Origin of the sequence: Microbacterium phoenicis, assembly GCF_047302325.1 — a bacterium.
Taxonomy (GTDB): domain Bacteria; phylum Actinomycetota; class Actinomycetes; order Actinomycetales; family Microbacteriaceae; genus Microbacterium.
Genome location: NZ_CP154849.1, coordinates 2,089,205 through 2,111,055 on the forward strand (window position 1 = coordinate 2,089,205; position 21,851 = coordinate 2,111,055).

At 68.4% G+C, this 21,851-nt stretch carries 23 protein-coding genes, 1 tRNA gene and 1 other RNA gene; 13 read left to right on the top strand and 12 right to left on the bottom strand.

The genetic code is table 11. The features are described 5' to 3' along the window. Positions 1–86 precede the first annotated feature (86 nt). Genes ilvC through ABCU91_RS10295 form a run of 6 tightly spaced genes read right to left on the bottom strand, consistent with a single transcriptional unit; the run spans position 87 to position 7,397 of the window. Positions 87–1,112 (bottom strand): ketol-acid reductoisomerase, encoded by a 1,026-nt coding sequence (ilvC, locus tag ABCU91_RS10270; protein WP_406924115.1) that lies wholly within the window; start codon positions 1,110–1,112, stop codon positions 87–89. Between the two features lie 45 nt (positions 1,113–1,157). Further along, positions 1,158–1,667, bottom strand: a complete 510-nt coding sequence (ilvN, locus tag ABCU91_RS10275) for an acetolactate synthase small subunit (protein ID WP_020097174.1) — start codon at positions 1,665–1,667, stop codon at positions 1,158–1,160. Positions 1,668–1,669: 2 nt separating this feature from the next. Beyond that, complete coding sequence (locus ABCU91_RS10280; RefSeq protein WP_413353596.1) at positions 1,670–3,463, bottom strand: acetolactate synthase large subunit; 1,794 nt, start codon at positions 3,461–3,463, stop codon at positions 1,670–1,672. Positions 3,464–3,504: 41 nt separating this feature from the next. Next, positions 3,505–5,211 carry a dihydroxy-acid dehydratase gene (gene ilvD / locus ABCU91_RS10285; RefSeq protein ID WP_406924113.1) on the bottom strand — a complete coding sequence of 569 codons (1,707 nt, stop codon included), beginning with the start codon at positions 5,209–5,211 and terminating at the stop codon, positions 3,505–3,507. A 9-nt stretch (positions 5,212–5,220) separates the two neighbouring features. Continuing rightward, positions 5,221–5,988 (bottom strand): trehalose-phosphatase, encoded by a 768-nt coding sequence (gene otsB, locus ABCU91_RS10290; RefSeq protein WP_413353597.1) that lies wholly within the window; start codon positions 5,986–5,988, stop codon positions 5,221–5,223. Then, a complete protein-coding gene (locus tag ABCU91_RS10295) occupies positions 5,985–7,397 on the bottom strand; it encodes an alpha,alpha-trehalose-phosphate synthase (UDP-forming) (RefSeq protein ID WP_413353598.1) in 1,413 nt (470 codons plus the stop codon). The genes otsB and ABCU91_RS10295 overlap by 4 nt, the downstream gene beginning before the upstream one ends. 73 nt (positions 7,398–7,470) lie before the next feature. Between ABCU91_RS10295 and ABCU91_RS10300 the strand changes: the two genes are divergently transcribed. Continuing rightward, a complete protein-coding gene (locus ABCU91_RS10300; protein WP_311856886.1) occupies positions 7,471–7,725 on the top strand; it encodes a hypothetical protein in 255 nt (84 codons plus the stop codon). A 12-nt stretch (positions 7,726–7,737) separates the two neighbouring features. On the opposite strand, the gene ABCU91_RS10305 is transcribed toward ABCU91_RS10300, so the two are convergent. Genes ABCU91_RS10305 through ABCU91_RS10315 form a run of 3 tightly spaced genes read right to left on the bottom strand, consistent with a single transcriptional unit; the run spans position 7,738 to position 10,341 of the window. Then, entirely contained in the window at positions 7,738–8,919 is a 1,182-nt protein-coding gene (locus ABCU91_RS10305; protein ID WP_413353599.1) for an acetyl-CoA C-acetyltransferase, read from the bottom strand. Continuing rightward, on the bottom strand, positions 8,916–9,566 hold the full coding sequence (locus tag ABCU91_RS10310; RefSeq protein ID WP_413353600.1) for a CoA transferase subunit B: 651 nt from the start codon (positions 9,564–9,566) through the stop codon (positions 8,916–8,918). Before ABCU91_RS10310 ends, ABCU91_RS10305 begins: the two co-directional genes overlap by 4 nt. A 1-nt stretch (position 9,567) precedes the next feature. Continuing rightward, the gene (locus tag ABCU91_RS10315; protein ID WP_413353601.1) at positions 9,568–10,341 is read right to left on the bottom strand and encodes a CoA transferase subunit A; all 774 of its coding nucleotides are present in this window, start codon (positions 10,339–10,341) and stop codon (positions 9,568–9,570) included. 104 nt (positions 10,342–10,445) lie between these two features. Between ABCU91_RS10315 and ABCU91_RS10320 the strand changes: the two genes are divergently transcribed. After that, positions 10,446–11,237 (top strand): IclR family transcriptional regulator, encoded by a 792-nt coding sequence (locus ABCU91_RS10320; protein ID WP_413353602.1) that lies wholly within the window; start codon positions 10,446–10,448, stop codon positions 11,235–11,237. Between the two features lie 6 nt (positions 11,238–11,243). Here the strand turns inward: ABCU91_RS10320 and ABCU91_RS10325 are convergent, their stop codons facing one another. Then, a complete protein-coding gene (locus tag ABCU91_RS10325) occupies positions 11,244–12,659 on the bottom strand; it encodes a dihydrolipoyl dehydrogenase family protein (RefSeq protein WP_413353603.1) in 1,416 nt (471 codons plus the stop codon). Positions 12,660–12,794: 135 nt separating this feature from the next. Between ABCU91_RS10325 and ABCU91_RS10330 the strand changes: the two genes are divergently transcribed. The 9 genes from ABCU91_RS10330 (at position 12,795) to corA (ending at position 19,707) form a co-directional block, all read left to right on the top strand. Further along, complete coding sequence (locus ABCU91_RS10330; RefSeq protein WP_406924105.1) at positions 12,795–13,631, top strand: ABC transporter ATP-binding protein; 837 nt, start codon at positions 12,795–12,797, stop codon at positions 13,629–13,631. Positions 13,632–13,638: 7 nt separating this feature from the next. Beyond that, positions 13,639–14,316 (top strand): ABC transporter permease, encoded by a 678-nt coding sequence (locus tag ABCU91_RS10335; RefSeq protein WP_413353604.1) that lies wholly within the window; start codon positions 13,639–13,641, stop codon positions 14,314–14,316. Beyond that, a complete protein-coding gene (locus ABCU91_RS10340; RefSeq protein ID WP_413353605.1) occupies positions 14,313–15,035 on the top strand; it encodes an ABC transporter permease in 723 nt (240 codons plus the stop codon). Before ABCU91_RS10335 ends, ABCU91_RS10340 begins: the two co-directional genes overlap by 4 nt. A 38-nt stretch (positions 15,036–15,073) precedes the next feature. Continuing rightward, a complete protein-coding gene (locus ABCU91_RS10345; RefSeq protein WP_413353606.1) occupies positions 15,074–15,988 on the top strand; it encodes an ABC transporter substrate-binding protein in 915 nt (304 codons plus the stop codon). A 3-nt stretch (positions 15,989–15,991) separates the two neighbouring features. Beyond that, positions 15,992–16,783: a glycosyltransferase family 2 protein gene (locus tag ABCU91_RS10350; RefSeq protein ID WP_413353607.1), complete on the top strand. Its 792-nt coding sequence runs from the start codon at positions 15,992–15,994 to the stop codon at positions 16,781–16,783. Continuing rightward, positions 16,780–17,598, top strand: a complete 819-nt coding sequence (locus tag ABCU91_RS10355) for an endonuclease/exonuclease/phosphatase family protein (protein WP_413353608.1) — start codon at positions 16,780–16,782, stop codon at positions 17,596–17,598. The genes ABCU91_RS10350 and ABCU91_RS10355 overlap by 4 nt, the downstream gene beginning before the upstream one ends. Then, entirely contained in the window at positions 17,595–18,197 is a 603-nt protein-coding gene (locus ABCU91_RS10360; RefSeq protein ID WP_413353609.1) for a DUF2238 domain-containing protein, read from the top strand. Before ABCU91_RS10355 ends, ABCU91_RS10360 begins: the two co-directional genes overlap by 4 nt. Continuing rightward, positions 18,185–18,397, top strand: a complete 213-nt coding sequence (locus ABCU91_RS10365) for a DUF2945 domain-containing protein (protein ID WP_091354169.1) — start codon at positions 18,185–18,187, stop codon at positions 18,395–18,397. The genes ABCU91_RS10360 and ABCU91_RS10365 overlap by 13 nt, the downstream gene beginning before the upstream one ends. Positions 18,398–18,708: 311 nt before the next feature. Next, positions 18,709–19,707 (top strand): magnesium/cobalt transporter CorA, encoded by a 999-nt coding sequence (gene corA / locus ABCU91_RS10370; protein ID WP_413353610.1) that lies wholly within the window; start codon positions 18,709–18,711, stop codon positions 19,705–19,707. 78 nt (positions 19,708–19,785) lie between these two features. Here the strand turns inward: corA and ABCU91_RS10375 are convergent. Further along, positions 19,786–19,858, bottom strand: a tRNA-Lys gene (locus tag ABCU91_RS10375). A gap of 115 nt (positions 19,859–19,973) precedes the next feature. Between ABCU91_RS10375 and ABCU91_RS10380 the strand changes: the two genes are divergently transcribed. Both ABCU91_RS10380 and ABCU91_RS10385 read left to right on the top strand, forming a co-directional pair. After that, positions 19,974–20,798: an inositol monophosphatase family protein gene (locus tag ABCU91_RS10380; RefSeq protein WP_413353611.1), complete on the top strand. Its 825-nt coding sequence runs from the start codon at positions 19,974–19,976 to the stop codon at positions 20,796–20,798. Beyond that, positions 20,795–21,367: a hypothetical protein gene (locus tag ABCU91_RS10385; RefSeq protein ID WP_413353612.1), complete on the top strand. Its 573-nt coding sequence runs from the start codon at positions 20,795–20,797 to the stop codon at positions 21,365–21,367. The genes ABCU91_RS10380 and ABCU91_RS10385 overlap by 4 nt, the downstream gene beginning before the upstream one ends. Before the next feature lie 60 nt (positions 21,368–21,427). Here ABCU91_RS10385 and ssrA read toward each other — a convergent pair. Beyond that, positions 21,428–21,799: a transfer-messenger RNA gene (gene ssrA / locus ABCU91_RS10390) on the bottom strand. Between the last annotated feature and the right edge of the window lie 52 nt (positions 21,800–21,851).

Below are 21,851 nucleotides of genomic sequence, written 5' to 3' on the forward strand. Positions count from 1 at the left end.
ATCCCGGCGGATGCGCCGAGGGCTGGATGCCGGAGGTCAGCGCGCGGCCGACCCCTCGGTGTTCTGCGCGCCGTCGGCGCGGTCGGTCAGCGCGCGGCGCTTCCCTCTGTGTAGTCCGAGTCCTGCTGCTTCCACGCGAAGAGCGCGCGCAGGTCCTTGCCGACGGCCTCGATCGGGTGTGCGGCGGCCTTGGCCCGGAGCTCCTGGAACTCCACGGCACCGTTGTCCTGGTCGTCGATGAAGCGCTTCGCGAAGGCACCCGACTGGATGTCGCCGAGGACGGCCTTCATGTTCTCCTTGACGCTCGGGTCGATGACGCGCGGGCCCGAGACGTAGTCGCCGTACTCGGCCGTGTCGGAGACCGACCAGCGCTGCTTGGCGATGCCGCCCTCCCACATGAGGTCGACGATGAGCTTCAGCTCGTGGAGCACCTCGAAGTAGGCGATTTCGGGCTGGTAGCCCGCCTCGGACAAGGTTTCGAAGCCGTACTGAACGAGCTGCGACACACCGCCGCAGAGGACGGCCTGCTCGCCGAACAGGTCGGTCTCGGTCTCCTCGGTGAACGTGGTCTTGATGACGCCGGCGCGGGTGCCGCCGATGGCCTTTGCGTACGAGAGCGCGACGTCCCAGGCGTGACCCGAGGCATCCTTCTCGACCGCGATGATGTCGGGGATGCCGCGGCCCGCGACGAACTCGCGACGCACCGTGTGGCCCGGGGCCTTCGGGGCGACGAGGATGACGTCGACGTCGTCGGGGACCTCGATGTAGCCGAAGCGCACGTTGAAGCCGTGCGCGAAGGCGAGCGTCTTGCCGGCGGCGAGGTGCGGCTTGATCTCGTCGTTGAAGATGCCGCGCTGGTGCTGGTCCGGCGCGAGGATCATGATGAGGTCGGCCCATTCGGCGGCATTCGCCACGGACTTCACCTGGAAGCCGTCCTCCTCCGCCTTCGGCGCGGACTTCGAGCCGTCCTTGAGGGCGATGACGACCTCGACGCCGGAGTCGCGGAGGTTCTGGGCGTGGGCGTGGCCCTGCGAGCCGTACCCGACGATGGCGACCTTCTTGCCCTGGATGAGCGAGATGTCGGCGTCGGCGTCGTAGAGGATCTCAGCCATGTTCGTGTGTGTCTCCTTGTAGATGTCGGTAGAGAAGTTGTGGCGTCAGCCGCGCAGGACGCGCTCGGTGATGCTCTTGCCGCCTCGGCCGATGGCGACCATGCCGGACTGCGCGAGCTCTTTCACGCCGAACGGCTCGAGGGCTTTGAGGAAGGCGTCGACCTTGCCGCGGTCGCCGGTGACCTCCACCACGAGTGCGTCGGTGGCGTAGTCCACGACCGAGGCGCGGAAGAGGTTGACGACCTCGATGACGTTCGAGCGCGTCTGGTTGTCGGCGCGGACCTTGACGAGCATGTGCTCGCGCTGGACCGACGTCGCGTAGTCGAGCTCGACGATCTTGATGACGTTGACGAGCTTGTTCAGCTGCTTCGTCACCTGCTCGAGGGGCAGCTCTTCGACGTCGACGACCACCGTGATCCGGGAGAGCCCGGGGACCTCGGTGACGCCCACGGCGAGCGAGTCGATGTTGAATCCGCGGCGGGCGAACAGGCCCGCGACGCGGGTCAGCAGACCGGGCTTGTCCTCCACGAGGAGGCTCAGGACGTGCTTGCTCATCGTCAGTCCCCCTGCTCGAACGCCGGCGCGTGCTCGCGCGCGTACTGGATGTAGCTGTTGCTGACGCCCTGCGGCACCATCGGCCACACCATCGCGTCGGCGCTCACGACGAAGTCGATGACGACGGGACGGTCGTTCGTCTCGAGCGCAGTCTGGATCGCGGCATCCACGTCCTCCGCCTTCTCGACGCGGATGCCGAGGCAGCCGTACGCCTCGGCGAGCTTCACGAAGTCCGGGATGCGGATGCTGTCGTGGCCCGTGTTGAGATCGGTGTTCGAGTGGCGCCCCTCGTAGAAGAGCGTCTGCCACTGCCGCACCATGCCGAGCGACGAGTTGTTGATGATCGCGACCTTGATGGGGATGTTGTTGATCGCGCAGGTGGCAAGCTCCTGATTGGTCATCTGGAAGCAGCCGTCACCGTCGATCGCCCACACCGTCCGGTCCGGCTCGGCGACCTTGGCGCCCATCGCGGCAGGGACCGCGTAGCCCATCGTCCCGGCGCCGCCGGAATTGAGCCAGGCGTTGGGGCGCTCGTATCCGATGAACTGCGCCGCCCACATCTGGTGCTGCCCGACGCCCGAGGCGTAGACGCCCTCGGGCCCGGTCAGCTCGCCGATGCGCTGGATGACGTGCTGCGGCGACATGAGACCGTCGGTGGTCGGCGCGTACCCCAGCGGGAACTCGGTGCGGAGGCCCTCGAGATAGGACCACCACTCCGAGATGTCCGGCTTCTCGACCCCCGCGAACGCCGCATCGAGGTCGACCAGGACGTCCTTCAGATCACCGACGATCGGAACGTCCGCCGTCCGGATCTTGGAGATCTCGGCAGGGTCGATGTCGACGTGGACGACCTTGGCGTCGGGGGCGAACAGGGCCGCCTTCCCGGTGACGCGGTCGTCGAAGCGCGCACCCAGCGCGATGAGCAGGTCGGATTCCTGCAGCGCCAGGACGGCCGGCACCGTGCCGTGCATGCCCGGCATGCCCAGCTGCTGCGGGTGAGAGTCGGGGAACGCGCCGCGCGCCATGAGGGTCGTGACGACGGGCGCACCGGTCGCCTCAGCGAACCGCCGCAGTTCCGCGGCCGCGCCCGCACGGACCACGCCGCCGCCGACGTACAGCACCGGCTTCTTCGCTTCTGCGATCAGTTGGGCCGCTGCCTGGATCTGCTTGCCGTGGGCCTTCGTCACCGGGCGGTAGCCGGGGAGGTCGACCTTCGGCGGCCAGACGAAGGGAGCCTTGGCCTGCTGGGCGTCCTTCGTGATGTCGACGAGAACGGGTCCCGGGCGACCCGTGGAGGCGATTTCGAACGCCGCCGCGATGGCACCGGGGATCTCGGCCGGGTCCTTCACGAGGAACGAGTGCTTCGTGATCGGCATGGTGATGCCCACGATGTCGGCCTCTTGGAAGGCGTCCGTCCCCATGAGGGTCGAGTACACCTGCCCGGTGATGCAGACGATCGGCATCGAGTCCATGTAGGCGTCCGCGATCGCGGTGACGAGGTTCGTGGCGCCGGGGCCGGACGTCGCGATCGCGACGCCGACGCGACCGGATGCCGCGGCGTAGCCCTCGGCAGCGTGGCCGGCGCCCTGCTCATGGCGGACCAGGATGTGACGCAGAGCGGTGGAGTCCATCAGCGGGTCGTAGACCTCGATGATGGCGCCACCCGGGAGACCGAAGACGTCGGTGACGCCGAGGAGTTCCAGCGAGCGGACGACGGCCTGAGCTCCGGTGAGCAGAGGCGTGGACGAGCCTCCGGCCGGTGGCCGGGGCACAGCGGCGACGGTGTCAGAAGACATGAGAGAGACCTCTGTGGTGATGGATGACGAGTGTGTGGGGCCTAGCCCGTCGTCGCGCCCTCCGCAGCGGAGCGCACGAGCTTCGAGTACTTGGCCAACACGCCACGGGTATAGCGCGGGGGAAGGGGCTCCCAGCCCTCACGGCGGGAGTTCAGCTCAGCTTCGTCGACGAGTAGGTCGAGAGAACGAGCCGCGATATCGACCCGTATCAGATCACCATCGCGCACGAAGGCGATGGGACCAGCGTCCACCGCTTCGGGTGCTATGTGGCCGATGCACAGGCCGGTTGTGCCGCCTGAGAATCGTCCGTCCGTCAACAGTAGTACATCTTTTCCGAGGCCTGCGCCCTTGATGGCGGCCGTCACGGCGAGCATCTCGCGCATGCCGGGACCGCCCTTCGGGCCCTCGTATCGGATGACGACGACGTCGCCGGCGGCGATGCGTCCCTCCTCGAGGGCGTCCATCGCGGCGCGCTCGCGCTCGAACACCCGGGCGGGTCCTTCGAAGACGGCGGCGTCGAATCCGGCGGTCTTGACGACGGCCCCCTCGGGCGCCATCGAGCCGTGCAGGATCGTGATGCCGCCCGTGGCGTGGATCGGGTCGTCGAAGGTGTGGATGACGGTGCCGTCGATCGGGTCGGGGTCGAGGTCGCGCAGGTTCTCGGCGAGCGTCTTGCCCGTGACGGTCAGCGCGTCACCGTGCAGGAGGCCCTCGTCGAGCATGGCCTTCATGATGACCGGGATGCCGCCGTGCCGGTCGACGTCGTTCATGACGTACTTGCCGAACGGCTTCATGTCGGCCACGTGCGGGACCTTGTCGCCGATGCGGTTGAAGTCGTGGAGCGTCAGGTCGACGTCGGCCTCGCGGGCGATGGCGAGGAGGTGCAGCACGACGTTCGTCGAACCGCCGAGGGCCATCGCGAGCGCGATCGCGTTCTCGAACGACTCCTTCGTGAGGATGTCTCGGGTCGTGATGCCCTGGCGGAGGAGGTTGACGACGGCCTCGCCGGAGCGGTGCGCGAAGTAGTCGCGGCGGCGGTCGGCGGAGGGCGGGGCGGCGGAGCCGGGGAGGCTGAGGCCCAGGGCCTCGGCGACGGATGCCATCGTGTTGGCCGTGTACATGCCGCCGCACGCGCCCTCGCCGGGCGCGATGGCGCATTCGATGCGCTTCAGGTCTGCTTCGCTCATCTTGCCCGCGAGGCACGCTCCCACGGCCTCGAAGGAGTCGATGATCGTGACGTCCTTCTCGGTGCCGTCGCTGAGCTTGACCCAGCCCGGCGCGATCGAGCCCGCGTAGAGGAAGACGCTCGAGAGGTCGAGGCGGGCGGAGGCCATGAGCATGCCCGGGATCGACTTGTCGCAGCCGGCGAGCAGCACCGAGCCGTCGAGGCGCTCGGCCATCATGACCGTCTCGACGGAGTCGGCGATGACCTCGCGGCTCACGAGCGAGAAGTGCATGCCCTCGTGGCCCATGGAGATGCCGTCCGAGACCGAGATCGTGCCGAACTGGAGGGGGTAGCCGCCGCCGGCGTGCACTCCCTCCTTCGCGCCCTGGGCGAGCCGGTCGAGGCTCAGGTTGCAGGGGGTGATCTCGTTCCAGCTCGAGGCGATGCCGATCTGGGGCTTGTCCCAGTCCTCATCGCCCATGCCGACCGCGCGGAGCATTCCGCGTGAGGTGGTGGCTTCGATGCCGTCGGTGACCGCGCGACTGCGGGGCTTGATGTCGATGTTCTCGTCGGGAGAGGGCATTCTCGAAGTCTATTGCCGTGCGGCGACGCGCTCGCGTGCGACAGTCGACAGCAAAGCGGCGAGTTCTTCGATGTCTCCCACACGAACCGATGCCGCGGTCTCCCCCGCGCCGACCCGAATCCCGAGATCGTCGGGTCCGAGCGAGCCGAGCGCGTCCTCGTCGGTGACGTCGTCCCCGGCGAAGATCACCGCCGATGCGTCGACGACATCTCGGAGGTGCGCGACGGCGGCATCCTTCCCCACATCCGTGAAGGCGTACTCGACGATGCCGTGCCCCTGCCGGCGACGCCAGCGGGGTGCGGCTTCCGCCACGAGTGCATCGACGGCGGACCGCAGACGCTCGGCCGACGCCGGGTCCGAGACGGTGCGCAGGTGGACCCCGAACCCGAAGGTCTTCGGCTCGATCCAGGCTCCCGGCACCTCGCGGGCCATCTCCTCGGCCTCGGTGCGCAGGCGGTCGCGCAGATCCGTGTCGCCGGGATCCAGAGCGGGATCGGAGTCCGCCCCGGGGAGGAGGTACTCCGCGCCGTGTGATCCCGCGAGCAGGATCGGCGAGTCGTCGGTGTGCTCCGCGATGATGCGGAGATCGCCGAGCGAGCGGCCGGAGACGAACGCGACGACCGTCGCGGGCGCGGCGACGAGGGCATCCACGGCGGCGCGCGCCTCCGGCGCCATGCGGGCGCTCATCGGGTCGTCGACAAGAGGCGAGAGCGTGCCGTCGAAGTCCAGCGCGACGAGCAGCTTCTTCGTCCGCGCGACAGCGTCGACGTCGCTCATGAACGCTCCTTGCGTGCGGCGCTCAGGTCCGAGAGGAACCGCTCGGACCACTTCGCGACGTCGTTCTCGCGCACCCGGCGCCGAAGCGCACGCATGCGGCGGTCCTTCTCTTTCTCAGGCATCTCGATCGCCTGCATGATCGCGTCCTTCAACCCCGCGATGTCGTGCGGGTTGACCTTTATCGCCTGAGTCAGCTCGTCCGCTGCCCCGGTGAACTCGCTGAGCACGAGCGTGCCGCCACCGTCGACTCGACTCGCGACGTACTCCTTCGCGACCAGGTTCATGCCGTCGCGCAGGGCTGTGACGAGCATGACGTCGGCGGCGAGGAAGAGCGCGACCATCTCCTCGCGAGGGTACGAGTGGTGCAAATACTGGATCGCGCTGTAGCCGAGCTCATCCGCGTCGCCGTTGATGCGACCGACCGTCAGTTCGATCTCGTCACGAAGCTCCATGTAGGTCTGCACCCGCTCGCGGCTGGGGCTCGCGACCTGCACGAGGATCACGTCGTGTACCGACAGCCGGCCGTCGGCGAGCAGTTCGCCGTACGCCTTCAGACGGTGACGTATCCCCTTCGTGTAGTCCAGCCGATCCACGCCCAGCAGGATCGCCTTCGGGTTGCCGAGACTCGAGCGGATCTCCTCTGCGCGCGCCCGGATGTCGGGCCGCTTCGCGAGCTCCTCGTACTCCGCGGCGTCGATCGAGATCGGATAGGCGCGGGCTACGGCGGTGCGCACTCCCCCGTCCTCGGTGGGGACGGCGATGGCGCCCGCTTTGGTGTCGAATCCCAGTTGGCGGCGCACGGCACGCGCGAAGTTGCCGGCATCCGCCACCCGCTGGAAGCCGATGACATCGGCGCCCAGCAGACCTTCGAGCACCTGGCGACGCCACGGCAGCTGCGCGTACAGACCGTATGCGGGGAACGGAATGTGGTGGAAGTATCCGATGGTGAGGTCGGGGCGGAGCTCGCGGAGAAGCTTCGGCACGAGCTGGAGCTGGTAGTCGTGTACCCACACGGTCGCCCCCTCGGCAGCGTGCTCCGACGCCGCCTCGGCAAACCTCTTGTTGACCTTGACATAGGCGTCCCACCAGGTGCGGTGGTAGGTGGGAGCAGCGATGACGTCGTGGTACAGCGGCCAGATCGTGTCGTTCGAGAAGCCCTCGTAGTAGAGCTGCATGTCGTCGGCCGAGAGCGTGACGGGCACCAGGTGCAGGCCGTCGAACTCGAATGGGTCGAGCTCGACACCCGGCTGGCCGGGCCACCCGACCCAGGCACCGTTGGTGCTGCGCATCACCGGATCGAGAGCGGTGACGAGTCCACCGGGAGAGCGTCGCCAGGGTTCGTTCTCGTCGTCGGTCCGGTCGACGGGAAGGCGGTTGGACACGACGACGAAGTCGGAAGCCACGGTCACGGTGTTCCTCTCGATGGATGACTTCAGGCTAACAACCGCCGCGGCATGCGTCCGGCGCAGTACCGTGGGTGGTATGCGAAAATACCTGTTCGGAACCGGACTGCTGTCAGCCCTCACCGGCGGTGTCACGCTGCTGCGCTCCGCGCGCAGCCCGGAGCCGTTCACGTGGCGCACCGCCCTCGCCTGGCTGAGCTGGGGCATCACCCTTGCGCTCGCGATCGGCTCGGTCGTCGACACGCGGCGAGCATCCCGAGGCAAGCTCATCCCGATGGACTCGCCGCGCGACGGCGAGAAGAAGAAGCTGCTCAAGCGCCGCCTCTCCCGCTGACGCCTGTCGGATTCAGCGCGTCAGGATGAGGGCTTCGCCCTGACCGCCGCCGCCGCACAGCCCGACCGCAGCGGTACCCCTCCCTCGACGGGCGAGTTCGTGCACCGCGTGGACGACCAATCGTGCACCGGAGGCGCCGATCGGGTGACCGATCGCGATACCGCCGCCGTGGATGTTCACGATGTCCTCGTCGACGCCGAGCTCGCGCTGCGACTGGGCGACGACCGCGCCGAAGGCCTCGTTGATCTCGACGACGTCCAGGTCGGATGCCGACAGCCCCTGCCGCTCGAGGGCGTGAGCGATTGCGCGGGCCGGCTGGGAGTGCAGCGAGTTGTCGGGTCCCGCCACCTGCCCTGCGGCGCCGATCACCCCGAGGACAGTCCATCCTTCTGCCTCGGCGCGGGATCGGGTCGTCACGACGACCGCGGCCGCGCCGTCCGAGATCGGTGAGGCGTTCCCCGCGGTGATGTCGCCGTTGGGCGAGAACGCCGGTCGCAGCCCTGCCAAGCTCTCCACCGTCGTACCGGGGCGGACGCCCTCGTCGGCGGTGATCCGTTGCGGCTCGCCCTTCCGCTGCGGAACCTCGACCGTCACGATCTCGGCGTCGAACACGCCTGCCTCGGCCGCGGCGGCAGCACGCTGGTGCGAGAGCGCCGCGACGGAGTCCTGCTCCCGCCTCGTCAGTCCGAGGCCGGCATTGCGCCGCTCGGTGGAGAGCCCCATCGAGATCCCCTCCGCGGCGTCGGTGAGTCCGTCGTGCGCCATGTGGTCGAGGACCTCGATCGAGCCGTAGGTCCAGCCGTCGCGCGAGCCCTTGAGGAGGTGCGGAGCACGGGACATCGACTCCATCCCGCCGGCGACGACGACCGCGGCATCCCCCGACGCGATCATGCGTTTGGCGTCGATCACCGCGGTCAGACCCGACAGGCAGACTTTGTTGACGGAGGATGCCGGGACGCCCCAGCCGATCCCGGCCCCGAGAGCCGCCTGCCGTGCCGGGTTCTGACCCGAACCGGCAGGCAGGACCTGCCCCATGATCACCGCGTCGACCATCGCGGGATCCACCCCACCGCGTTCGAGGGCTCCGCGGATCGCGAACGACCCGAGCTGCGGCGCCGAGAAGGACGACAGCGCGCCTTTCAACTTGCCCTGCGGGGTGCGGGCCGCACCGACGATGACGATCTCTTCGCTCATGACTCCACCTTCGCATCGGACACGATGAGGCCCGGCTCCGTCGCGTCGCGGACATCCTTCACGCTGACGCCCGGGGCGGTCTCCACCAGCACCAGACCCTCGCCCGTGACGTCGATCACGGCGAGGTCCGTGATGATGCGGTCGACCACGCCGCGGCCGGTCAGCGGCAGGGAACACGCGTCGACGATCTTCGGGGAGCCGTCCCGGGCGACGTGCTCCATCAGGACGATCACGCGGGCTGCGCCATGGACCAGGTCCATCGCCCCGCCCGGACCCTTGACCATCTTCCCGGGGATCATCCAGTTCGCGAGGTCGCCGGTCGCCGAGACCTGCATCGCGCCGAGGATCGCGGCGTCGATCTTCCCCCCGCGGATCATCCCGAAGCTGAGTGCGGAGTCGAAGAACGCAGCCCCCGGGAGCGTCGTCACCGTCTCCTTTCCCGCGTTGATGAGGTCGGGATCGACGTCGGACTCTCGGGGGTAGGGCCCGACCCCCAGGATGCCGTTCTCGGACTGCAGTACGACCACGACCCCTTCAGGCACATGATTGGGAACCAGGGTCGGGAGCCCGATCCCCAGGTTCACGTAGGAGCCGTCCTGCAGCTCCGCAGCCGCCCGTGCCGCCATCTGATCCCTGGTCAGCGCCATCTCACTCCCCCTCCGCAGCGACCGTACGTCGCTCGATGCGCTTCTCGATCTCGGTCCCGACCTCCACCACACGGTGCACGAAGACGCCGGGCAGGTGGACGGCATCCGGATCGATCTCACCCAACTCGATCAGCTCCTCGACCTGCGCGATGCAGACGCGACCCGCCATCGCGGCCAACGGGTTGAAGTTGCGGGCCGACTTCGCGAAGACGAGGTTCCCGTGCCGATCGCCGCGGAGCGCGTGCACGAAAGCGAAGTCGGTCGTGATCGCCTCTTCGAGCACGTACTCCTTCTCGACGCCATCGACCGCGAACGTCCGGACGTCTTTGGCCGGGGATGCCAGCGCCACCCCGCCCCGGCCGTCGTAGCGCCGTGGCAACCCGCCATCGGCGACCTGCGTCCCGACACCCGTCTGCGTGAAGAACGCCGCGATGCCCGATCCGCCGGCACGCAGCTTCTCGGCGAGGGTCCCCTGAGGCGTCAGCTCGAGTTCGAGTTCACCCGAGAGGAACTGTCGCTCGAACTCCTTGTTCTCACCGACGTACGACGAGGTCATCTTCCGGATGCGGCGCGCGCGCAGGAGCACCCCCAGCCCCCAGTCGTCCACCCCGCAGTTGTTGGAGACGATGGAGAGGCCCGTGGTCCCCTGCGCGAGCAGGGCCTCGATCAGGGCGATCGGATTGCCCGAGAGCCCGAAGCCACCCACGGCGATGCTCGCCCCGTCCGAGATGTCGGCGACCGCCTCCGCCGCGCCTGCCACCGTCTTGTCGATCACTGCGCACTCCTTCGTGTCGTCCGCCGTCCAGACTCCCCCGCCGGTGCACCGGAACGGGAACGGATGATTGCCATGTGGGCGAGCCGGCGCCTAGGGTCCACATTGTGGAACGACCTGCGGCATCCGTCCCCGGCGCGCAAGTGATCGCGCGCGCAGCCCACCTGCTGCGACTCGTCAGCGCGGCGGGGACGACGGGCAAGGGTGTGAGGGAGCTGGCCGCCGACGCCGGCCTCACACGCACCACCACCCACCGCCTGCTGTCCGCCCTCCGCGCGGAGGGGCTCGTCGACCAGGACGAACGGAGTGCGCGCTGGCTCGCAGGCCCGGAGCTGTTCCTCATGGGCGCCGCGGCCGCCCCTCGCTACGACGTCACCCATCTCGCGGGCGACATCGTCCGCTCCCTCGCAGTCAAGACGGAGGAGAGCGCGTTCCTGTCCGTCCGGAGAGGCGACGAGACCGTGTGCCTGGTGCGCGAGGAGGGCTCGTTCCCGATCCGGTCCTTCGTTCTCAGCGAGGGCGTCCGGTTCCCCCTCGGCGTGGCGTCCGCCGGACTCGCCGTCCTGTCTTTCCTGCCCCAGGAGGACGTGGATGCCTACCTCGTCCGACATCCCGAACTCGTCGCACGATGGGGTGAGGCCCACGATGCGGCATCCCTCACACGGCGAGTCGCCGAGACACGCGACCGCGGGTACGCCGTCAATCCCGGACTCATCGTGCCGGGGTCCTGGGGGCTGGGCGCGGCCGTCTTCGATCACGCGGGACGACCGGCGTGGGCCCTCAGCCTCACCGGGGTCGAGTTCCGGTTCGGCGCGGACCGGCTGCCGGAACTGGGCAGGCTGCTGCTTGCCCACGCGCACCAGCTGACGACGCGCGTCCAGTCCGCGAGACGGGTGTGACGCGGGTCAGAGTCCGGCGGACTCCAGCCACCGGAGCCAGACCTCGCTGATCGTCGGATACGCCGGGACAGCGTGCCACAACCGCTCGAGCGGGACCTCGCCGACGATCGCGATGGTCGCGGCGTGCAGAAGCTCGGCGACGTCGGGTCCGACGAACGTCGCTCCGACGAGGACACGCCGCTCGGTGTCGATGACGGCCCGCGACATGCCTTCGTAGCGGTCCGAGTGGGTACTGGCCCCGGCGACCCACGACAGGTCGTAGTCGACGACCTGGACGGCGATGCCGGCGGCTCGTGCGGATGCCTCGGTGTGCCCGACGGCGGCGACCTCGGGGTCCGTGAACACGACCTGCGGCACGGCGCTGTGGTCGGCCGTCGCCGCGAGCGGGCCCCAGGCCGAGGTGTCGACGTCGGATGAAGCCGCGCGCCGCGCAATGACGTCTCCGGCAATCCGGGCCTGGTACTTGCCCTGGTGAGTGAGGAGCGCGCGGTGATTGACGTCGCCGACGGCGTAGAGCCAGTCGGTTCCGGGGACACGGAGCGTGTCGTCGACCTCGATCCACTCTCCGGCCTTCTGCCCCACGACGTCGAGCCCGACGTCGTCGGTCCGGGGCACCCGACCCGTGGCGACGAGGACCTCCTCGGCACGCACCGTCGACCCGTCGTCGAGCGACACGGTCACCCCGCCCTCGGCACGCTCGACCCCGGTGACCCCGACGCCGGTGCGGACGGTTGCGCCGGCAGCGGTGAGAGCCTTGCCCACGGCCTCTCCGGCGAAGTCCTCGAGGCCGCCCAGGAGGGACGACCGGGCGATCACCGTGACCTCGGATCCGAATGCGGCGAACGCCGTCGCCATCTCGACCCCGACGACGCCGCCACCGAGCACGACGAGGGAGGCCGGCACGTCGGTGACGCCGGTCGCCTCGCGACTCGTCCACGGCGCGGCATCGCGCAGTCCGGGGATATCGGGCAGCAGCGCGGCCGACCCCGTGCAGACGGCGACCGCATGGCGTGCTCGGAGCACCGTCGTCGACCCGTCGGAAGCCTCGACCGTGACCTCTTTCTCCGCTGACAGGCGGCCGTGGCCCCGGACGAGATCGATCCCCGCACTCTGAAGCCACTCGACCTGCGACGTGTCCTGGTAGTCATGCACCATGCGGTCGCGCCGTGCGAGGACAGCCGCGACGTCGACACTGCCCCTCACCGCTTCGGCCGCACCCGCGACATCCCGGGCAGCGCGCAGAGCGGCGGGTGCCCGCAGGAGCGCTTTCGACGGCATGCACGCCCAGTACGAGCACTCGCCACCGACGAGTTCGCTCTCCACGATCACGGCCGACAATCCGCCGCGCACGGCCCTGTCGGCGACGTTCTCGCCGACAGGGCCGGCTCCGATGACGATGAGGTCGTACTCGCGTGTGGTCATGCCCCACACCGTACCGAGCGGACGCCTCCCGAGGCCGCCCCTTGCCATATCAGGCAGATGACGTCAATGGACGTCGGGGACTGCCGGGATGTCGGGGGTCTGTGGTTTGCTGAAGCACCGGCCGAAAGGACCCCCATGGCGATCGAATTCCGATCCGTCACGAAGCGATTCGGCGACGGAGCACCCGCCGTCGACGACGTCTCCCTCGAGATGCCGGCTCGCAAGACGACGGTGCTGGTCGGATCCTCCGGCTGCGGCAAGACGACCTTACTCCGGATGATCAACCGGCTCATCGAACCGACCTCGGGCGACATCACGATCGACGGCGAGTCGATCCGCTCGCGCGATGCCGTGCAGCTTCGTCGCAGCATCGGTTACGTGCTCCAGAACGCCGGTCTCCTCCCCCACTACACCGTGGCCGACAACATCGCGACCGTGCCGGTGCTCACGGGCCAGACCCGCGCGAGCGCCCGGCGTCGCGCGTTGGAGCTGATGGAGGTCGTCGGCCTCGACACGGCGTTCGCCGACCGCTACCCCGCGCAGCTCTCGGGCGGTCAGCAGCAGCGCGTCGGGGTCGCACGCGCACTCGCCGCGGACCCCAACATTCTGCTCATGGACGAGCCCTTCGGGGCAGTCGACCCCATCGTGCGAAAGGAGCTGCAGGCAGAGGTCATCCGGCTGCAGCGCGAGCTCGACAAGACGATCGTCTTTGTGACCCACGACATCGACGAAGCATTCCTGCTGGGCGACCAGGTCGTCATCCTGCAGAAGGGCGCTCGCATCGCGCAGCGCGGGACGCCGTCGGAGATCATCGAGGCCCCCGCCGACGAGTTCGTCGCGAGCTTCATCGGCGCCGACCGCGGCGCACGGGCCTTCCACGCCAAGCAGACCGACCGGGGCACGGTGCTCGTCGACGGGTCCGGCCGGACGCAGGGCGTCCTTCTCCCCGGCGCGCCGGGTGCCGAAGGGTGACGCCCGAATGAACTGGGTCACCGAGAACCTCGACCTGATCGGGCAGCTGACTCTCGCCCATCTCCGCCAGAGCGCCATCTCCATCGTCCTCGGCTTCGTCATCGCCATCCCCCTCGGCTGGGCGGCGTTCCGGTTCACGAGGCTCCGCGGCACGCTGCTGGGCGTGGTCGGCATCCTCTACACGATCCCCTCGTTCGGATTGTTCGCCCTCATCAGCGCGACGACGGGCATCGGTCTGCTCTCCGAGACGAACCTCGTCGTCGCCCTCACGATCTACGCGGTCGCGATCATGACGCGCTCCGTGACCGACGGGCTCGCATCGGTGGATGCCGCTGTCCGTAGCGCGGCGGTGGCCGTCGGGTTCGGACCCGTCCGGCGCTTCTGGACGGTCGACTTCCCGCTCGCCGGCCCGGTCATGCTCGCCGGTCTGCGTGTGACCGCCGTGTCGACGATCTCGCTCGCCACGGTCGGAGCACTCATCGGGGTGCAGAACCTCGGGTACCTCTTCACGAACGGATCGCAGCGGCGGATCATCCCCGAAGTGCTCGCGGGTGTCCTGGCCGTCGTGGTCATCGCTCTCGTGATCGACCTCATCCTCGTGCTCGCCGGGCGTGCGCTCATGCCGTGGACCCGTCGGACACGAGTGCCCCGCGAGCGTGCACGCGCGGCGGAGGTGACGGCATGAACATCTTCCTCGAGGCCTTCGCGTGGATCTTCTCCCCCGACCGGGCCACCGGCTACCTCCCCCTCTGGGAGGCGGTCCTGCAGCACCTCGGTTTCACCTTCGGCTCGGTTGCTATCGCCGCGATCATCGCGATCCCCGCCGGGTGGGCGATCGGCCACACCGGCAAGGGCCGTGAGATCGCCGTGTTCCTCTCGGGAGCCGCGCGGTCCCTCCCCTCGCTGGGGCTCGTCGTCCTGCTGTACCTCGTCATCGGCGTCAACTTCAAGGAGCAGGCCGCCGTGGTGGCCTTCGTCCTCCTCGCGATCCCGTCGATCCTCGCCGGGGCCTACGCCGGCGTCGAAGCGATCAGCCGGTCCACCGTGGAGGCGGGACGCGCCGTCGGGATGACGCCGATGCAGATCCTCTGGAAGATCGAGGTCCCCCTCGGCCTCCCCCTGCTCATCGGCGGCATCCGTTCAGCGGTCCTGCAAGTCGTGGCGACGGTCACCATCGCGGCGTACGTGGGCCTGGGCGGTCTCGGCTTCGCCCTCATCCAGGGCATCCAGACCCGCAACGCCGCGCAGATCCTCGGGGCGTCGATCGTCGTCGTCATCCTCGCCCTCGCACTGGACGGGATCTTCGCCCTCTTCCAGCGCATCGTCGTGCCTCGCGGCGTCGCCGTCCAGCACGCTTCCCCCGCGCGTCGCCGCACCCGGCGCACGGCCCTTCCGACCACCTGACCCAGACATCCCGACCACCACCCCACCCGGAGGCATCCATGTCCATCACACGCACCCGCATCCTGCCAGCCGTCGGCCTCGCTGCCGTCGCCATCGTCGCCCTCTCCGCCTGCGGCTCGAGCGACTCCCTCGAGGGCAGCGGCTCGAACGGCAACGAGGGCGGAGGAGACCAGTCGAAGACGATCGTCGTCGGCTCGCAGTCGTACCCGTCGAACGAGATCATCGCCGAGATTTACTCGCAGGTGCTCGAGAGCGACGGCTTCACGGTCGAACGGAAGTTCGCGATCGGACAGCGCGACGCGTACATGCCGTCGATCGAGGACGGCTCCATCGATCTCTTCCCCGAGTACACGGGCAGCCTGCTGCAGTACTACGACAAGTCCGCGACGGCGGGATCGGCCGACGAGGTCTACGCAGCCATGGAGAAAGTGCTGCCGGAGAACTTGACGGCGCTCGATTACTCGCCGGCGACCGACCAGGATTCGTACAACGTGACCGCCGCCTTCGCGGAGGAGAACAACCTCACGGAGATCGGAGACCTGGCCAGCCTCACGGATCTGACGTTCGGCGGCGCGCCCGAGCTGGAGCAGCGCCCCTACTTCACCGACCTCCAGAAGGTGTACGGCGTCGATGCCAAGTTCGAGGCGACCGCCGACACGACCGTCGACGAACTCGTCGCGGGCAACATCCAGGTGGCCAACGTGTACAGCGCGGACCCGCGTATCGAGACCGAGGACCTCGTCACGCTCCAGGACCCGAAGGGGCTCTTCCTCGCAGCGAACGTGGTCCCCATCGCCAACGCCGACAAGGCTGATGAGATCGCGGACGTCATCAACAAGGTGAGCGCGGCGATGAGCCCTGAAGAGCTCGTGGCCATGAACGTCGAGTCCACCGACGGGCAGCGCTCGAGCGCGGACATCGCCAAGGACTGGATCGCTGAGAACCTCGGCTGAGTCATGACAGGCGAGGGCCCGCAGGACGCCACCGGATCCGTCAGCGTCGTCATCCCCGTGAAGGACGACGCCGAAGGACTCCGGCGATGTCTGCGGGCCCTCGCGCTGCAGACACGTGCGGCCGACGAGATCGTCGTCGTCGACAACGGCTCGGACGACGATTCCGCCCGCGTCGCGCGTGAGGGCGGCGCCCGAGTCGTCGCGTGCGCCCAGCCAGGGATCCCCGCCGCCGCAGCGACCGGTTACGACGCTGCGAGGGGTGAGCTGATCCTCCGGCTCGACGCGGACTGCGTGCCGGCCGCGTCATGGATCGAGACCATGAGCACAGTCGCCCATCGACGACTCGACGTCGACGTCTTCGCCGGTGGCGCTCGGTTCATCGACGGCCCCCGCACTCTTCGACGGCCCCTGGCCGCGGCGTACCTCGGCAGTTACGGACTGGTCCTCACCCCCACCCTCGGCCACCTCCCTCTTTTCGGGTCGAACCTGGCGATGCGTCGCAGCGCGTGGAGGCAGGTCAGTGCCGCGGTGCACCGCGGCGATCCGGAACTCCACGACGACCTCGACCTCGCATTCCACCTGGGCGAACATCACCGGATCCGCTTCGTCCCCGAGGCAGGAATGGGTATCTCGATGCGGCCGTTCGCCTCCGCGTCGGCATTCCGGCGCCGGATCGTCCGCGGCATCCGTACGGTCGTGTCGCACTGGCCCGCGGACTTCGCGCCGATCCGAGTGGCCCGCTCGGTCCTGCGCCGCGCACGGCGGCATCGCGCGCTCAGGGAGCGGCAGACATGACTTCTCTCCTCGGCGATGTCGATGGGGCCCTCATCCACCTCGCGACGTTCAACGTGCGCCGTCCCCTCCCCCGCTTCCTCTCCCTTCCCGCTGACAGCTGGGACCGTCGCCGGCCGGCGATGATGCGGATGCTGGCCCGCGAGGCCCCGGCGGTTCTCGCCACGCAGGAGGTCCTGCCCTCACCTGCGCGCGACATCCTGCGGTCGTTGGGAACGTCGTACACGCGGATCGGCGTGGGGCGCGGACGCGGAGGACGCGGCGAAGGCTGTCCCATCTTCTTCGACACAGCGCGACTCGAGCTCGTCGCGGCACGACAGCTCGCTCTCTCCGACACTCCGGAGCTCCCGGGATCCCGCTCGTGGGGCAACCTCGTCCCCCGGATCGTGGTCGTCGGGGTCTTCCGGCATCGGACCACGGGCGCACGGTTCGCAGTGATCAATACCCACCTGGATCCGTTCTCCGCTCGTTCCCGCCTGCGTGCGGCCGAGGCTGTCCGAGACGAGGTCCGGGGCCTCGGCATCCCGGCCGTCGTGACGGGTGACCTGAACGCCGGACCGGACTCGGCGACTCAGCGTGCGCTTCTGAAAGGCGATCTCCTGACGGATGCCTGGGCCACGGCGGACGAGCGCGTGACGCCCGAGCTCGGCACCTATACGGGATACCGCGACCCGGTCCGCGGCGGTGCACGGATCGACGTGATCCTGACGACTCCCGACATCGCGGTGGACCGCATCGGCATCGATGCTCGGCGAGAGGACGGCATCGCGCCGTCGGATCACCTGGCGATCCACACGGCGATCGAGGTGCCCAGATGAGACACGAGGCCCTCCGCCGTCCCCGCACCGCGACGGAATGGATGGCCGACGGCGTCCGCCTCCTGGGTCTCGTGAGCGTGCTGGCCGCCGCCATCTGGTGGACTCCGACGGATGCTGGCATCCTGGCGCTCGCCCTGCCCGCGCTTCTGATCCCTCGAGCGATCGCTGCCAGGCCGGGCTTCGATCTCCTCTACGGAGCCACGGTCACCGTCGCTGCCTGGAGCAACGTCCTCGATCTGTACCGATCGATCGCCTGGTGGGACCTCGTCGTGCACTTCGCCGCCACCGGCCTGATTGCGGCCATGACGCTTCTGCTCCTGCAGCGCCTCGACGTCGTGCCCCCGACGCTTCCACGCCGGGGCACCGTCGTCCTCGTCCCCACGATCGGACTCGCCATCAGCGCCCTGTGGGAAATGGTCGAATGGCTCGGCAAGACCTACCTGGCTCCCGACATCTTCGTCACGTACCAGGACACGATCGGCGATATGGCCGTCGGCGGGCTCGGCTCGCTTCTGACGGGCATCGTGCTCACTCGCGTCCCCATCGACCGGTCCGCGCTCGCCGCGGTGAACAAGGAGGAAGAGACATGGCAGATCTGAAGAAGGGCGATCGCGTCAGCTGGAACACGTCGCAGGGACGGACGCAGGGCACCGTCACCGAGCGGAAGACAAGCGACTTCACCTTCGATGGCCAGGACTTCACCGCCTCATCGGACGAGCCCGCCTTCATCGTGGAATCCGAGAAGACCGGAGCGAAGGCAGCGCACAAGGGTTCCGCGTTGCGCAAACTCTCGTCGTGACGCGACGACGCCTGACACGACCGGCGACCTCATCGGCGCCGTCGCAGGCCACCTGATGGGTGCTCCGGACGAGTGGACGTCCTTCGCGATGGTGCTCACCGTCGGCGGAGGGCGTCTAAGGGGAACGTACGGTCACGCCTGACCGCGTCGCGGGGGCTTATGAGATCACGTTCGAAGACTCCGATGCCTCACGATGGCGGGTGACTCCGGACACCCTGGATGCCGTCGAGCGGGACCTGCGCCCACATCTGGGCTGAGGCACGCGAGCGCGGCGGCGGCATCCACTCCCTCGCAGGACGGAGAATCGTCCCATGCCCATCGTCGACAACGCCGTATACGTGGACGGCCATCGCATCCAAGACCCCTCGAATCTCAGCGAGACCTTCGAGTACATGCGGAATCATCACGGGATGGCCTGGATCGGGCTGTACCGCCCGACCGAGGACGAGGTCGCCGCTGTCGCCGCGGAGTTCTCGCTGCACCCGCTCGCCGTCGAAGACGCCCTGACCGGTCATCAGCGCGCCAAACTCGAACGGTACGGCGACGTCCTGTTCGCGGTGCTCCGGCCGGCACGCTACGACGACCAGACGGAGTCGGTGGCGTTCGGTGAGCTGCATGTTTTCGTGGGCCCAGATTTCGTTGTGACGGTGCGGCACGCGGACTCGCCCGATCTCGCTCAGGTACGCGCCCGGATGGAGCAGCAGCCGGAGCTCCTGCGTATGGGACCGGAAGCGATCCTCTACGCCATCCTCGATCAGGTCGTCGACGAGTACGCGCCGGTCACCGCCGGCGTGGAGAACGACATCGACGAGATCGAGGAGGTGCTCTTCGGCGGATCGGATGCCGGCCTCTCGCAGCGCATCTACGGCTTGGCCCGCGAGGTGATCGCGCTCCACAAGTCGACGCTCCCGCTCGACGACATGCTTCAGCGGTTGCTGCAGGGGTCGGACAAGTACGGGGTCGACATCGAACTCCAGCGTTCCCTGCGGGACGTCCTCGATCACGTCATCCGCCTCAACGAGCGGATCGTGGCGTTCCGCTCCATCCTCGAGAACGCGTTGACGGTGCACTCCACCCTCGTCACCCAGCGTCAGACCGACACGTCACTGGAACAGAACGATCAGGTGAAGAAGATCTCCGGGTGGGCGGCGATCCTGTTCGGCCCGTCCCTGGTGGGAACGATCTACGGCATGAACTTCGAGAACATGCCCGAGCTCCGCTGGACCTACGGCTACCCGATGGCGCTCGGCCTGATGGTCGCCAGTTCCATCGCCCTCTACGTCGTGTTCAAGCGCAAACACTGGCTCTGACGGCGACTCCGGCATCGGAGGAAGGTGCGGGAAAAGCAGAAGGCCCCGATCACTGGCGAGAGTGATCGGGGCCGTCCGTGCACCCCCTGGGACTCGAACCCAGAACCCACTGATTAAGAGTCAGTTGCTCTGCCGATTGAGCTAGAGGTGCGTGATTCGAAGAACTCGAACCGAGGGTCAACACTAGCATCACGATCGCGTCCCGCGCCAATCGAGGCACCCTGCGCGCGTCGGCGCACTCAGGTGCACGCCGTATCCTGGTCACCGTGACGCCCTCTCCCTCTTCGACGGACTGGACAGCCCCCTTCGGCGACGACCTCAGTGACGACCTCGCGCTCGCCCTCCGCCTCGCGGATGCCGCGGATCGCGTCTCGATGGAACGCTTCGACGCACCCGACCTCGAGATCAGGACGAAAGCGGACGACACACACGTCACCGAGGCTGACCTCGCCACGGAGCGCGCCATCCGCGACCTCCTGGCCGCGGAGCGCCCCGGCGACGGCATCTTCGGCGAGGAGTACGGCACGAGCGGCGACACCCGCCGCCAGTGGATCATCGATCCGATCGACGGCACCGCGAACTATCTCAAGGGCATCCCCATGTGGGCGACCCTCATCGCCCTCGTCATCGACGGCGTCCCGCGCGTCGGAGTCGTCAGCCAGCCCGCCATCTCCCGCCGCTGGTGGGGCGCCACGGGGTCCGGTGCGTGGACGCGCACCGCCGACGGCGCGACCCGCCCGATCCGGACCTCGGACGTCACCTCGCTCGGCGATGCGAGCATCAGTTTCCAGAGCATCGGTCAGTGGGATGCCGCGGGTCGCACAGACGCGCTTCTGCGCCTTACACGCGCCGCGTGGCGGGACCGCGGGTACGGCGACGCCTGGCCGTACATGCTCCTCGCCGAGGGGCGCCTCGAGTTCGTTGCGGAGTTCGACGTCCGCGAGTACGACATCGCGGCTCACGTCCCCATCATCATCGAGGCCGGCGGCCGCTTCACCGACATCGACGGCGAGGAGCGACTCGACGCCCGGTCGTCGCTGGCGACCAACGGCATCCTGCACGACGCCTTCCTGGAGATGCTGCGAACGTGACGCTCCTCTCCGCACGTCTGCGGGCGGCCGGGATCGCCGCCCTCGTCGCGGTCGGCTCGGTCGTCCTGCTCAGCGCCTGCGTCCCCGGGGGCACCCCCGGCGCCGCTCCTTCCGACGGCACGCCGCAGGCGTCGTCGACGGCGGTACCTGCGCCGGCGCAGATCGATCCGGACGACGTCACCTGCGAGAACATGCTCTCTCCCGACACCGTCGAGACGTTCGGTTCGACGGGGTGGACGGTACGGGAGGATCCGTTCGTCATCCTCGACCTCGAACTGCCGAAGGGGATCGCGTGCACCTGGGGGGACTTCAGCTCCCCCACGAACGACGACCTCATCCTCTTCGGGTGGTCGCCGATCAGCGAGGCCGACGCGTCTGCGGCGGAGGCCGCTCTGGAAGCGGAGGGATGGCTCCGCAAGGACGACCCCCGCGGCATCATGATCACCGAGGATCCGTCGTCTGCCCTGCGCCTGGACGACCAGGGGTACGGAATGACCTATCTGTTCCGCAACGGGTGGGTGGAGGTCTCCGACACGAGACAAGGCCTCGACCTGATCGACCTGGGCTGAGGCAAAGACGAAGCCCCCGCGTCCGCGAACGGACCGGGGGCTTCACTCCGTGACAACGGTTCGTGGAGATGGGGGGAATCGAACCCCCGTCCATCGCTGAGAGACGGCGTCTTCTCCGGGCGCAGTCTGTAAGAGGCGTTCTGCTCGGCTCCGACCTTTTGTACAGACACATAAGTCGACGAGCCCAGCCTGAAAAAGTCCCGCGTGACGCTCAGGCGACGCCACGCAGCGAGATCCCTTAGATGACGCCAGGGACCATGAGGGGATCACTCACGGACTGACGGACTCGAGCTGGCTGCTTACGCAGCGAGGGCGAAGTCGGACTGCTTCTTATTGGCAGTTATTGGTTCGCAGAGATCGTTTACGAGATAACCCTGCATCCTCGGCCCGCTTCCCGCAGAGTCACAGGCGATGTCGAAACCGATCATCCCCGAGACGCCTGACGGCGTATGGACCGTTGTCACGCTGTGGAGTTGTCATTTCT

Bases quoted from the DNA above. Each gene is read 5' to 3' on its own strand.
- ABCU91_RS10300 (WP_311856886.1), top strand. From the start codon at position 7,471: ATGCGAAAATACCTGTTCGGAACCGGACTGCTGTCAGCCCTCACCGGC.
- ABCU91_RS10325 (WP_413353603.1), bottom strand. From the start codon at position 12,659: ATGACCACACGCGAGTACGACCTCATCGTCATCGGAGCCGGCCCTGTC.
- ilvN (WP_020097174.1), bottom strand. From the start codon at position 1,667: ATGAGCAAGCACGTCCTGAGCCTCCTCGTGGAGGACAAGCCCGGTCTG.
- ABCU91_RS10310 (WP_413353600.1), bottom strand. From the start codon at position 9,566: ATGGCGCTGACCAGGGATCAGATGGCGGCACGGGCGGCTGCGGAGCTG.
- ABCU91_RS10280 (WP_413353596.1), bottom strand. From the start codon at position 3,463: ATGTCTTCTGACACCGTCGCCGCTGTGCCCCGGCCACCGGCCGGAGGC.
- ABCU91_RS10335 (WP_413353604.1), top strand. From the start codon at position 13,639: ATGAACTGGGTCACCGAGAACCTCGACCTGATCGGGCAGCTGACTCTC.
- ABCU91_RS10350 (WP_413353607.1), top strand. From the start codon at position 15,992: ATGACAGGCGAGGGCCCGCAGGACGCCACCGGATCCGTCAGCGTCGTC.
- ABCU91_RS10330 (WP_406924105.1), top strand. From the start codon at position 12,795: ATGGCGATCGAATTCCGATCCGTCACGAAGCGATTCGGCGACGGAGCA.
- ABCU91_RS10355 (WP_413353608.1), top strand. From the start codon at position 16,780: ATGACTTCTCTCCTCGGCGATGTCGATGGGGCCCTCATCCACCTCGCG.
- otsB (WP_413353597.1), bottom strand. From the start codon at position 5,988: ATGAGCGACGTCGACGCTGTCGCGCGGACGAAGAAGCTGCTCGTCGCG.
- ABCU91_RS10360 (WP_413353609.1), top strand. From the start codon at position 17,595: ATGAGACACGAGGCCCTCCGCCGTCCCCGCACCGCGACGGAATGGATG.
- ABCU91_RS10340 (WP_413353605.1), top strand. From the start codon at position 14,313: ATGAACATCTTCCTCGAGGCCTTCGCGTGGATCTTCTCCCCCGACCGG.
- corA (WP_413353610.1), top strand. From the start codon at position 18,709: ATGCCCATCGTCGACAACGCCGTATACGTGGACGGCCATCGCATCCAA.
- ABCU91_RS10365 (WP_091354169.1), top strand. From the start codon at position 18,185: ATGGCAGATCTGAAGAAGGGCGATCGCGTCAGCTGGAACACGTCGCAG.
- ilvD (WP_406924113.1), bottom strand. From the start codon at position 5,211: ATGCCCTCTCCCGACGAGAACATCGACATCAAGCCCCGCAGTCGCGCG.
- ABCU91_RS10345 (WP_413353606.1), top strand. From the start codon at position 15,074: ATGTCCATCACACGCACCCGCATCCTGCCAGCCGTCGGCCTCGCTGCC.
- ABCU91_RS10305 (WP_413353599.1), bottom strand. From the start codon at position 8,919: ATGAGCGAAGAGATCGTCATCGTCGGTGCGGCCCGCACCCCGCAGGGC.
- ilvC (WP_406924115.1), bottom strand. From the start codon at position 1,112: ATGGCTGAGATCCTCTACGACGCCGACGCCGACATCTCGCTCATCCAG.